Genomic DNA, 12,813 nt, shown 5'->3' with positions numbered 1-12,813 from the left:
GTTCAAGTTGTAAAAAAAATCATAGCTAAAAAGTATTAATCCGCCTCATTTTAAGTATAGCTCAAATCATATTATTGTAAAGTGTACAATTAAACTATTTCCTTTACTAGTGCAATTGTAAAAGGTAAGGTGGTCTAGAGCTTTACTTAATTATGCTAAGGTTTCGCTAAACTTTGGTTTTTATGTATTTTTTTGAATTAGTCCTTTAAAAAAAACTTTACTACCTGCCTTTTTACAATCTGCTTAGACTAACTCAAATAATAAATTATGAAAACAAATCTTAGAGGAATTCTAACGTTATTCCTAGCGTTAGCTGTGCACTATGCTATTGCACAAGAAAAGACAATTTCAGGTTCAGTATCTGATGCTTCTGGTTTACCTCTACCTGGAGCTACGGTCTTAATAAAAGGAACATCTTCTGGTACTTCAACCGATTTTGATGGTAAATATTCAATTAGGGCCGGTCAAGGTGATGTACTTGTGTTTAGTTTTATTGGATATGTCGCCCAAGAAATTACGGTTGGGGCATCCAATACTATTAATGTTGCTATGAGTGAAGACACCGCTGTTCTGGAAGAAGTAGTGGTGACCGCTTTTGGAATTAAAAGAAATCCCAGGAATTTAGGTTACGCAGTAAGCAAAGTCGATTCTGGGGAAATCACAGAAAACTCAGAGCCAGATTTAATCCGTTCTTTATCAGGTAAGGTGGCCGGTGTTAATGTAAACTTTTCTACAGGTGTTGCAGGTGCTGCCAATTTAATAAATATTAGGGGGCAAACGACAATAGGTTCTTCTACACAACCTTTAATTATAGTTGATGGTATTGCCTATGATAATACACAGGCAGGTGATAATACAAATCTAAATTTTTCTAATCAGACATTAGGAGGGGGAAGTTACGAAACCGGGCTTTCTAGTTTGGATCCAAATGATATTGCATCGGTTAACGTATTGAAAAGTGTGGCGGCCTCAGCTTTGTATGGGTCTAGGGCAGCAAATGGTGTTATTGTAATTACTACTAAATCGGGTTCGGCAGCTTCTAATACTAATAAAAAACTAAGCGTTAATGTTAGTAGTGGAACCTATTTAGAAACGATTGCAAATTTACCTGAATATCAAAATACTTATGGGCCTGGAACAAACTTTAATTATGTTAATGCGAATGGTTCATGGGGGCCTAGATTTGATGCTTTAGCTACAATACCAACGTGGCCAAACTTGTTGAATGCCTTTCCAGAGTTGTTTGGGCCAACAGTACCATGGGAGCCTCAACCAGATAATGTTAAAAGTTTGTTTAAGACAGGCGTGGTTTTAGATAATTCTGTTAATATGGCTTATGGTGGTGAAAATGGAAGCTTTAGTGTAACGGTTTCCGATTTACAGCAAGAAGGTTATATTCCTTTTAATACCTACGATAGAACATCGCTTTCATCAGGAGGTAATTTTAAATTACAAAATGGATTAACCATTGGTGCATCTCTTAGCTTTTCAAATACAGACCAAGTAGGTGGTTTTTATGGTGAAAATCAATTTGGGGGTTCGGCGTCATCGTTCGCAAGAGCTTTGTGGTTAGGGAGATCTTGGGATTTAAGCCTGCCCTATGAAGATGCCAATGGTGCTTCGGTTACCCCAAATAATGGATGGGATCATCCGCTTTGGTCCTGGGAGCACGATCAAATAATAACAAAGACCAATAGAACTGTAGGTAATATAAACCTTAGTTTTCCTATTAATGATAATATATCTACTTCCTTAAGGCTTGGATTTAATAAGTATATTTTAAATAGAAGGCAAATAAGAGACCCTCAATCTAGAGCGTCTTTGGCAGATGGAGGGTCTATTGTAAATATTGATTTTACCAATGAGGATATCGAATCGACTTTTTTAATCAACTTCGATTATTCTTTAACAGATAATATAGGATTGACCGGCGTTGTAGGGGCAAATGTATTGCAAAATACTGCAGAAAATTTTGCATTGACCGGGAGTACTTTTATATCGCCTGGGATAAGATCTATAACCAACACGGTAACCCAAGCGATTAATTTTGATAGAAGTAGCAGGGAAAGAACTTTTGGAGCTTTTGGAGAAATAGGGTTGTCCTATAAAGACTTTTTATTTCTAAACGCTACTGGAAGAAACGACTGGTCGTCTACTTTGCCAAGAGATAATCGATCCTATTTTTATCCGTCGGTTAGTACCTCTTTAATTGTTACCGATGCTTTTAATATAGAGAGTGATGTTTTAACATTTGCTAAGTTAAGAGCTGGTTATGCCGAAGCAGGTAGGTCGGCTCCCGCAGAGTTTTTAAATACAACCTTTGCTACAGGAAACCCATTTAATAGCATACCGGTAGTAGGTAATAGAGTAGGGTTGGGGGACCAGGAAATTACACCAGAGTTTACCAAAGAATTTGAGATAGGTACAGATCTGGAATTTTTCAAGAGACGAATAGTGGTGGATTTTAGTTGGTACAAAAAAATTACAACCGATTTGATTTCCCCTGTAACCGTGCCCTCTTCAAGTGGTTTTACATCATTTAATACCAATATTGGAGAAATGCAGAATAAGGGGGTGGAAATTGGATTAACATTGGTGCCAATTCAAACAGAAGATTTTAAATGGTCTCTATTTACAACGTTTACAAAAAATGATAATGTTGTTACAGAACTTGTTGAAGGCTTGGATAGGATACAATTTGAAGGAAATGGGAACCAAGTGCCCCACGTTATTGCAGGGCAGCCTTTTGGCGTGTTCTATGGTTCAAAGTTCGCAAGGGATCCCGATGGAAACTTTATTATAGACCCAGCCACAGGTTTTGTATTTAATTCTGCCGATAATGAGGTTTTAGGGACTACAGCAAATGGGATTATTGGAGATCCAAACCCCGATTTCAAGATGAGCTTTATTAATACCATTACTTATAAAAACCTAACGCTTAGTGCTCAAATTGATTGGAGGGAAGGAGGCGATATTCATTCAACAAGTATCCAGTCATTATTAGGTAGAGGCGTGACCAAAGACACCGAGGATAGAGAGCGAACGGTTATAATACCGGGCTTTTATGGAGATTCTCAAGGAAATTTACTTTTAGACGGTAGTGGCAACCCAATTCCTAATACCACACAGCTCGACATAAATGCCTTATACTTTACTTCCGGTGGACCTAGTGGAACTTTTGGGCAAAATGCAGTAGATGAAGCTAGTGTATACGACGGTACTGTTTATAGGTTAAGAGAGCTAAGCTTATCTTATCAAGTCCCTTCTAATTGGTTAAAGAAAACCCCTTTTGGAAAAGTTTCCTTTAGCGCTATAGCAAACAATTTATGGTATTTCGCACCAAATGTGCCAAAATATACAAATTTTGATCCTGAGGTAACTTCACATGGAACATCAAGGTTACAAGGCGTAGAAATAGCTTCACCGCCAACAGCAACGAGATATGGCTTTAAAATTAATGTAACTTTTTAATAAAAATAACGATGAAAAATATAGCATATAATAAAGTCTTTAAATATTACATTTTGCTGTGTATTGCTTTTGTAACAGTATCATGTGATGAATTTTTAGATGTAGACACAGATAAAGATAACCCGACCACAGTTGCTTTAAATTTAATATTGCCAAACATTCAAGTAACGGTAGGTCAAATAGGGGACGCAAATAACTTTACAGCAGAAATACTATCTGTATATGTACACCAATTGGTGTCCAGAAGTGAGCAAGATCAATATGGTGCACAGGCAGATAATGTAACAACAAGGAATGATTGGAATAATGTTTATCTAGTTTTAACAGATATACAAACCCTAATTGATCAAGCAACTGAAAGTGGCGACAAAGTTTATTTGGGCATTGGCCAAGCACTTAAAGCTTATTTAGGATCTGTAGCTGTGGATTTATGGGGCGATGTTCCATTTTCAGAAGCTACACAGTTAAAAGGGGGTATTATTGCTCCTGTGTTTGATAATCAAGAAGCTATTTATCAAGCGGTATTTGCATTGTTGGATGAAGCCAAGACCAATATAAATAGTGGAGAAGGAAGTGTCTTTCCGTCTACGGACGATTTATTCTATGGGGGAAGTACTTCAAGGTGGATTAAGTTTATAAACACGCTGAAATTAAAATTATATAACCAGATCAGGTTATCGTCCATGTTTAATGCATCCGATTTAAGTGCATTGGTTGCTGAAGATAATTTCTTTACATCGTCTGCCGATGATTTTCAGTTTACCCATACGGCCAATATTACGCCTACAGATGAAAGAAACCAATTGTTTCAAAGCTCTTATGTTCAAGCGCAAGTCGACCATTACGTAAGTCCTTGGTTCTATGAAATTTTAAAAGGATGGAATCCTAATATCCATACTGGTAACCCAGACCCAAGAATCCCTTATTATTGGGCCAATCAATTAGCTCCAGGACAATTCCCAAGGGACCAAGGAGATACTACCACTGGTGATCCTAATGCAGATTATTGGGATGCGTCTACAGGATTTTTTACGATTAGGTTTGGAAGTATAGGACCCGATAGGGACCATGCTGTACAGAATGATGCTACTTTTCCTGGGATATATCCTTGTGGAGGTAGGTATGATGACGGTTTAGGGTTTGCGAGAAGTAATGCGACTAATGGAACGGGAGTGGCTCCAAAACGTATTTTAACCTACTATGAATATTTATATATTCAAGCCGAACTTATTCAAGTGGGGTTAATGTCTGGTGATGCCAGTGCCAAACTAAGAGAGGCCATGGTTGCCAGTTTTGAAAAAGTAGATGAAGTTGTAGCTAATTCTGGTACAACCCAAACAGTTCCTACATTGGCAGGGACTGCCGCTACTACCGATTTTATAGATAATGTTATTTCTGAATTTGATGCCGCTAATGCCGACAAGCAATTAGAAATTATTATGACCCAAAAATGGGTAGCTTCATTTGGTGATCCTTTAGATTCGTATACCGATTATAGAAGAACAGGATATCCCGTTTTGGCCAATCCGAATGGGCCTTCACCCGAATACCAATTAGATAATGGCGATGGTTTTCCAATAAATGACTCGCAAACCACTTTAGGAAATGGATTCCAGTTATCACTTCATTGGCCTTCCGATGAGATAAATAACAACAGCAATGCACCGAGTCAAAAGGATCCAACAGCATATAAAATATTTTGGGATAATTAAAAAAAGAGAAAGTCATGAAAAATTTTAAATATTTATTTTTAATACTAACGATTACAATTTTTAGTATTTCTTGTGATGATGATGGAGGCACTTCTGTGCGCATTTTGGAAGATGGTATTGTTCCCAATATGCAATTAGGAAACGATTCTGCGGTACTATTTGATTTAACAAAAATCAATGCAGGTTCTAATGTTGAGGTGTCGTTTAGTGCCGATGTCGCTCAAGGCGAACCTGTTGCAACCGATATTATGGGGTATTATACAACAGCTAGTGGTGGCGTATATAATGCCACTTTATTTAGTAATGTGTCATTGCCCAGTAACTTTACAATATCTATAAATGATGTTGTTTCTGCTTTTTCTGAATTAACAAGCGTTAATGATGTGCAATTGGGAGATGCTTTAGCTGTTACAACAAGATTTACCCGATCGGACGGTACGGTTTTAGATATCATAAACCCTAATGGATCAAGTAATGTTAATCAGAACATTACTAATTCTGGCCTTTATACTTCAGTGTTGAATTTTCCAGTGTCATGCCCTACTATGTTGGAAGGCAATTATACTTCTACGGTAATTGCTTCAAACCTTGATATAGCAACTAATTTTAGGAGCCCGCAACCTGTAACCATTACACAGCCCTCATCTGGAACATACCTTTTAAGTGATGGAACGGCTGATATTTTTGGGCCAGATTTTCCAATAGGACTTAATTTCACCGATGTCTGTGGAACAATTACGGTGTTGTCTCCTTCGGTAGATTTCCCCGGGCTAGTAGATTATATTGATCATGGGTCTAGTCTAGATCAAGATACTGGCGTTATTACTTTGGACTTAGAATATACTTCTGGCTCTTGTTGTGGTTTACCTGGTATTAAATGGACTCTGGAATTAACTCCTAACCCTTAGTTTGGAAACTAACTAACTAGCTAACTAAACTTAGAAGAGCACCTCTTATGGAGGTGCTTTTTTATTATGTATCTAAACAGTTTGTTTCTTCTTCCTAAAACTTCCCAAAACCAAAATAATCATTCCGGTAGTAACAAATAAATCGGCTACATTAAATATGCCGGTTCTTAAAACATCGGTAAGTTTAACAAAGAAAAAATCGGTTACAGAGCCAAAAGCGATGCGATCGAATACATTGGCGATACCACCCCCTATAATACCAGAAAAAGCAAATAAAGACCAATTATCTAAGGATTTGTCTTTTATGATATAACGCAAAACAAAACCTAAGACAACAATAGGCAAAATAAGCAATAAAATAATTCGCAATGGTTCGTTCAATTCACTTCCCATGCCTAAAAAGGCACCTTCATTTTCAACGTTGTGAAGGGAAAAATACTCTCCAATAACGGGGATAACATCTCTAGGGGAGATAGTTGCCCTAACAATAACTTTGCTTATTTGATCAAGGGCAATAGTAATAGCTATTGAGACAATAATAAAGATAGATCGCTTAGAAACTTTCATTTAGTTATTTGTTTCAAAAGTTGCCGAAACAGTTTGAGCTTCCCTGTTTATCTTTTTAACCAAGCCTTGTAGTACCTTTCCTGGGCCAACTTCAGTGAACAAAGTGGCGCCATCTGCAATCATTTGTTGCACAGATTGTGTCCAACGTACAGGAGCCGTTAATTGCGAAATTAAATTCGCTTTTATGGCAGCTTCATCGATAACCGCATTAGCCGTTACATTTTGATATATAGGGCAGTTAGGTTTACTAAATGTGGTATTTTCTATAGCTGCAGCAAGTTCTTCACGAGCAGGTTCCATTAATGGTGAATGGAAAGCCCCACCAACGGGCAAGACCAAAGCACGACGCGCGCCTTCTTCTTTTAATGCTTCACAAGCTTTGTTTATTGCCTCTACTTCTCCAGAAATCACTAATTGTCCAGGGCAGTTATAATTGGCTGCAACCACAATGCCTTCGGTAGTGGCACATATTTTTTCAACAATATCATCATCCAACCCTAAAACCGCTGCCATAGTGCTTGGTTGTAGTTCACAGGCTTTTTGCATGGCCAATGCACGTTGCGACACCAATTTTAAACCGTCTTCAAAATTTAAGGCGCCATTGGCAACCAGCGCAGAGAATTCACCAAGGGAATGCCCGGCAACCATATCGGGTTTAAAATTATCCCCTAAAGTTTTTGCTAAAATTACCGAATGTAAAAATATGGCTGGTTGGGTAACTTTGGTTTCTTTAAGGTCTTCAGCAGAACCTTCAAACATCACATCGGTAATGTTAAAACCAAGAATCTGGTTGGCTTGTTCAAATAACTCTTGTGCTAACGGTGAATTTTCGTAAAGGTCCAATCCCATCCCCGAAAATTGGGCACCTTGACCTGGAAATATATATGCGTTCATTTTAGTTCTTTTTTAGTGCTGCAAAAATAGGAATAAAATTAGAACTAAAATTATTATTGCTGTTGTTGTGCCAGTCTTTGGTTTTGGGATACCCTATACTTTAGAATATTTAAGTAGCGTAAAGCCTCTTTGTTATTGTAATCACTATAGGCTTTTGATGCCCATTCTATGGCGGTGTCCAAATTGCCATTAATTTCATTAATAATGGCCATATTGTAACAGGCCCTTCCAGCAATTTTAGATTTCGAATTGGTGAGTTCCCTTTCCCAATGTAATGCAGCGCCATCCCAATTGCCTGTCTGTGCTTTACGTTTTGCAATTTCAAATTGTTCAGTGCCTTTTACAAAATAATCACGGGCAACCCTAATTTTATAGGGTTCAATACCCAACGCATAATGCTCGCCAATTAATCGGCTGGCATCCATAACAAGGTCTTTTCGCATTTTTAGGGCTTCCAATGCCTTTGCCGGATTTATGCCTTTTCCCGAAGTGGTAACGCCTTTGGAAAAAGGAAAGACGTCTAAGATTAATTGGTTTGTGGGGTCATAAATTTTAAAGCCTCCTTTTATAAGGGTATTTGCCGTTGCATGATGTTCCAAAACGGGAATTTTAACACCCAACACATTTTGGGTAAAAGCTTGTTTTGTGCTGTAGCTTATCTTGGAATCGGTATCAAAATAGGATAGTACATAAATAGCATCTACATTATTGGTTTTGCAAAGGGTTTCAGCGGTGTCCCAAGATAAGGCCAATGGGAAAGTGCCGGTGTTGTCTGTGGCTAATGTAGCATCGGTAATTGTAACAATATCAAAACGATTTTGCTGTTTCAATACATCGGTTAAGCCTTCTATAACCTTGTTGGAAGCATCAGTGTCAAAGTTTTTACCTTCTGCAGAAAAGACTTCGTCAATTCTGTTGATGACATTTTTAGGGGCATTATTAAAACGGTTCAAAATGCCAATACGAGTAATGTTTTTAGGAATGGTTATAGGTGCAGGTTCGGTGACGCTCAGGGTTAATCTGTTAGTCGACGCACAACTAACCAATACAAATACAACGCTTAAGAGGGAAAGTTTTTTTAGTAGGGGCTTGGTTTCCATAATAATAGCATTTATTTACGCTTATAAGTAATAAAGGAATACTCATAATCGTTGTTTATGTCTTTGTCATGCAAACTATGTGCCACTTCTTTCCATTGCGTTTCATCGATGTCTGGGAAAAAGGTGTCTGCTTCAAAATTTTCATGTACTCTGGTGAGTTCAATTTTATCGGCAATACCCATGGCTTGTTTATAAATTTCACCACCACCAATAATAAAAGGTTGTGGGTCATTTTTTGAAGCATCTATGGCATCATCTAAATTATTAACTACAATAACATCGTCTGGTACAGGATAGTTTTCCTGTCTAGTAATTACTACATGCGTTCTATTAGGTAGTGGTTTGGGAAAACTTTCAAAGGTTTTCCGTCCCATAATAATATGGTGTCCATTGGTTAATGCTTTAAATCGTTTTAAATCATCGCTTAAATGCCAAATCAATTGATTGTCTTTGCCAATGGCATTGTTTTCGGCAGCGGCAACAATTATAGTGAGTTCAGGTGTGTTCTTAGAAGTTTTGGTCTTGTTTGTGGTTTCGCTTTGCTCTATGGATGCTTCTTCTTTAATGAACTCTGCTTTTAGCTTTTCTATGCGTTGCTGTTGTTTGGAAACCAATTTTTCCAATTGTTCTTTTTCCCAAGCTTTGCCCATAAATTTATGGGTAATAAACACATTGAAGGCATGATAAATAAAAAAGAAGCCCCATAATAAGATCGCATAAATAAACCAATCTTTTTCAAAAAGTGTGTATTCTTTTCCAATACCTAAAACAAGGTTGCAGATTATTAGAAGTAAAGAACCTATTAGGAAAAGGATAAAATGAATGAATAGTCTTTTTTTTTGTTTGATGCGCTTTTGGGCATTTTCCAAAAGTTCTAATTGCTCCTTGTCTATTGCTGAAACTGTTTTCTTTTTTCCGAACATATATAATGATTAATAGATGTAAAGTTATAACATTTTACTGAATTGTTTTAAGCGTTATTCTGAAATCGGTTAAATAGTGAAAGTTCTGAAAATCAGTATTGAACCGATTTTCAGCTGTGTTAATTTTATAATTTAACCAATAAATTTTTACAAACTTTAAATTAATGTAAAGCCAGATTATTAAATTGATAATTCTTTAGTCTATAGTGTGATAGAACATATGCTAACACGATTGTTGTTGTAAATTTGCAGAAAGAAAACATCTAAATCAAGGAATTATGGCTATTAAAAAACAATACTTAAAGAGTAAACCGGTTTGTAAAGTAACTTTTTCTATAGAAGCTGAAGAAGCAAAAAAAGTTTCAGTTGTTGGAAGTTTTAACGATTGGAATGATAAAAAAGCACCTTTAAAGAAATTAAAGAGTGGTGTGTTTAAAGGAACTATAGACTTAGAAAAAGACAATGCCTATGAGTTTAGGTACCTAGTTGATGGTAACTTCGTAAATGATGACGCTGCAGATGCTTATGCTTGGAACGATTATGCAGGAGCAGAGAACAGTGTTGTAAATGTTTAAAAACTAAAAAAGCTTTCCGACAGGAAAGCTTTTTTTTTAAAGTTTTACACAGCAACCACGCCTTTAATATGTGGATGCGGATCGTAGTCTGTTAAAGTAAAATCGTCAAAGGTAAAGTCGAAGATGTCTTTTATCTCTGGATTTAAAATCATTTTAGGTAAAGGACGAGGTGTACGGGACAGTTGTAGTTCCAGTTGCTCGTAATGGTTGCTATAAATGTGGGCATCGCCAAAGGTATGGATAAATTCTCCTGCTTCATAGCCGCAAACCTGTGCCATCATCATAGTAAATAAGGCATAAGACGCTATATTAAAAGGTACGCCTAAAAAAATATCGGCACTACGCTGGTACAACTGGCAGGACAGTTTGCCATTAGCTACATAAAACTGAAAAAAGGCATGGCACGGTGGTAGAGCCGCTTTGCCGTTGGCCACATTCTCACTAAAGCTTTTTGAAGTATCGGGTAAAACCGATGGGTTCCAAGCCGAGACAAGCATTCTTCGGCTATCTGGGTTATTTTTAAGTGTATTGACTACTTCTTTTATTTGGTCAATTTCATCGCTATTCCAGTTACGCCACTGATGACCATATACAGGACCTAAATTGCCATTTTCATCGGCCCATTCGTTCCAGATACGAACCCCATTTTCAGTTAAATAATTAATGTTGGTGTCACCTTTTAAAAACCAAAGCAACTCATAAATAATGGATTTTAAGTGGAGCTTTTTGGTGGTTACCATAGGGAATCCTTCACTCAAATCGAATCGCATTTGATAACCAAAAACACTTTTGGTGCCAGTACCGGTGCGGTCCGATTTTTCATTACCGTTTTCTAAAACGTGTTTAACAAGGTTGTGATATTGTTTCATAAGCCACATTCCTGCGCATGCAGGAATCTCTTAATTAGTTAAAAATTAGCTGCAATATTAGTGAGATTATGCAAGGACGAATTTAAATAAAATGATGTTTTCTAAATTGATTTTAACAAAGTTAAATATTAAAAGTTATTAACGTTTTTTGAATTCTTGATACTACTTATACTAACCATATGGAATCATTTGGTTTTTAAGAATGCATGCAGTTTTTATTAGTTAAGAGATTCCTGCGAAAGCAGGAATTATTTACCCTATGATCATTCCCGCTATAGTAGCCGAAACCAACGAAGCTATAGTCCCTCCAATTAATGCTTTCATACCAAATTGGGAAAGGGTTTTGCGTTGCCCCGGTGCTAAGGAGCCAATGCCGCCAATTTGAATACCGATAGACGCAAAGTTGGCAAAGCCACAAAGCATATAGGTTGCCATAATGATTGATTTTTCATAGTTAAGATGAATGGCATTCGACATGTTTTTTAAATCGGCTAATTGAATGTAACCAATAAATTCACTGGCCGCCAATTTAATACCCAACAATTGTCCCATAAGCGCCATATCTTCTTTAGCAACTCCAATAAGCCACATTAGAGGAGCAAAAGTGTAGCCTAAAATAAGTTCTAATGATAAACTGTCGTAAGTAGTATTACCGGCTATCCATGTATTTAAGGCTGTAACATCGCCTACCCATCCTAAAATGCCATTAAACATAGCAATAAACGCTACAAAAACCAGAAGCATAGCCCCAACATTTACAGCTAATTTTAGACCTTCAGTAGTACCATTGGCAATAGCATCTAAAAAGTTAGATCCTATTTTTTCTTGGGATACATGAACATCTGTATTTACCTTTTCGGTTTGTGGGTATAATATTTTTGAAATCACAATGGCACCTGGTGCAGCCATCACCGAAGCTGCTAAAAGATGCTTGGCATAAAACAAACGCATTTCGGGGTCACTGCCTCCTAGGAATCCAATGTAAGCAGCCAATACAGCTCCGGCAACGGTGGCCATACCACCAATCATGACCAAAAGCATTTCAGATTTATTCATTTTTTCCAAATAGGCCTTTATCAATAAAGGCGCTTCGGTTTGTCCTAAAAAAATATTGCCGGCAACACTTAGGCTTTCGGCACCGGAAATTTTTAGGGCTTTTGTTAGTAGCCAAGCCATGGCCCTAACCACTTTTTGTATGATGCCCAAATAAAATAACACAGAAGTTAATGCTGAAAAGAATATAATGGTTGGCAATACTTGAAATGCAAAAATGAAGCCGAAGGTATCCATGTCTACCACTAAACCTTCAAATAAAAATTTGCTGCCTGCTCGCGTGAAATCCAGGACGCTAACAAATAAGCTCCCAACAAATTCAAAAATGGATTTTATAAATTTAACTTTTAAAACCCCAATAGCAATTAATAATTGAAAACCTAACCCAATAGCTACAACACGCCAATTAATGGCTTTTCGGTTACTGCTAAATAGAAAGGCTATAATTATTAAGACAATCATGCCTAAAATACCACGCCATAAGCTATTAAAAGAAAACCCTTGACTAGGGATTAAGGTAGGGGCGACTTCCTCGGAAATTTTCGGTGTTTTTTCTAATGCGGTTGGCGTTTCAGAAACTTTAGCTACTGTAGTATTATCGTGAGGTGTAACACTATTTTCTGAAGTGATTATGGTATCAGAAGCAATAGGAGAATTAACATTAACATCTTGAGCGTGTATATTGGTAAAAAAGCATTGCAACAAGATGATTAAGGTCAAATAATACTGCTTCATATAAGT

Annotated in this window: 10 protein-coding genes; 4 read left to right on the top strand and 6 right to left on the bottom strand. The window is 37.1% G+C overall.

Going from position 1 to position 12,813, the window contains the following annotated elements:
* Positions 1 to 267 precede the first annotated feature (267 nt).
* From MR062_RS04095 to MR062_RS04085, 3 genes are read left to right on the top strand one after another with little or no spacing between them, the layout of a single operon-like run.
* Positions 268 to 3,471, top strand: a complete 3,204-nt coding sequence (locus MR062_RS04095; protein ID WP_242202811.1) for a SusC/RagA family TonB-linked outer membrane protein — start codon at positions 268 to 270, stop codon at positions 3,469 to 3,471.
* Positions 3,472 to 3,482: 11 nt separating this feature from the next.
* Positions 3,483 to 5,183 carry a SusD/RagB family nutrient-binding outer membrane lipoprotein gene (locus MR062_RS04090; RefSeq protein WP_242202810.1) on the top strand — a complete coding sequence of 567 codons (1,701 nt, stop codon included), beginning with the start codon at positions 3,483 to 3,485 and terminating at the stop codon, positions 5,181 to 5,183.
* 14 nt (positions 5,184 to 5,197) lie between these two features.
* Positions 5,198 to 6,091: a hypothetical protein gene (locus MR062_RS04085; protein WP_242202809.1), complete on the top strand. Its 894-nt coding sequence runs from the start codon at positions 5,198 to 5,200 to the stop codon at positions 6,089 to 6,091.
* A 72-nt stretch (positions 6,092 to 6,163) separates the two neighbouring features.
* Here MR062_RS04085 and lspA read toward each other — a convergent pair whose 3' ends face one another.
* Genes lspA through MR062_RS04065 form a run of 4 tightly spaced genes read right to left on the bottom strand, consistent with a single transcriptional unit; the run spans position 6,164 to position 9,575 of the window.
* Positions 6,164 to 6,658 carry a signal peptidase II gene (gene lspA / locus MR062_RS04080; RefSeq protein ID WP_242202808.1) on the bottom strand — a complete coding sequence of 165 codons (495 nt, stop codon included), beginning with the start codon at positions 6,656 to 6,658 and terminating at the stop codon, positions 6,164 to 6,166.
* On the bottom strand, positions 6,659 to 7,552 hold the full coding sequence (gene fabD, locus MR062_RS04075; RefSeq protein WP_242202807.1) for an ACP S-malonyltransferase: 894 nt from the start codon (positions 7,550 to 7,552) through the stop codon (positions 6,659 to 6,661).
* 53 nt (positions 7,553 to 7,605) lie between these two features.
* A complete protein-coding gene (locus MR062_RS04070; protein ID WP_242202806.1) occupies positions 7,606 to 8,652 on the bottom strand; it encodes a DUF6340 family protein in 1,047 nt (348 codons plus the stop codon).
* An 11-nt stretch (positions 8,653 to 8,663) separates the two neighbouring features.
* On the bottom strand, positions 8,664 to 9,575 hold the full coding sequence (locus tag MR062_RS04065; RefSeq protein ID WP_242202805.1) for a dihydrofolate reductase: 912 nt from the start codon (positions 9,573 to 9,575) through the stop codon (positions 8,664 to 8,666).
* A gap of 278 nt (positions 9,576 to 9,853) precedes the next feature.
* Here MR062_RS04065 and MR062_RS04060 point away from each other — a divergent pair, with 278 nt between their 5' ends.
* Complete coding sequence (locus tag MR062_RS04060; RefSeq protein WP_242202804.1) at positions 9,854 to 10,150, top strand: isoamylase early set domain-containing protein; 297 nt, start codon at positions 9,854 to 9,856, stop codon at positions 10,148 to 10,150.
* A gap of 44 nt (positions 10,151 to 10,194) precedes the next feature.
* Here MR062_RS04060 and MR062_RS04055 read toward each other — a convergent pair whose 3' ends face one another.
* Positions 10,195 to 11,019, bottom strand: coding sequence for a thymidylate synthase (locus MR062_RS04055; RefSeq protein WP_242202803.1), 825 nt, complete (start codon positions 11,017 to 11,019; stop codon positions 10,195 to 10,197).
* A 252-nt stretch (positions 11,020 to 11,271) separates the two neighbouring features.
* Entirely contained in the window at positions 11,272 to 12,807 is a 1,536-nt protein-coding gene (locus MR062_RS04050; RefSeq protein ID WP_242202802.1) for a NupC/NupG family nucleoside CNT transporter, read from the bottom strand.
* Between the last annotated feature and the right edge of the window lie 6 nt (positions 12,808 to 12,813).

The sequence above is a fragment of the Aestuariivivens insulae genome, assembly GCF_022662195.1.
Lineage (GTDB): Bacteria > Bacteroidota > Bacteroidia > Flavobacteriales > Flavobacteriaceae > Aestuariivivens > Aestuariivivens insulae.
The sequence above is the reverse complement of the archived record's forward strand: the minus strand, read 5'-3'. Positions and strand labels throughout refer to the sequence as shown.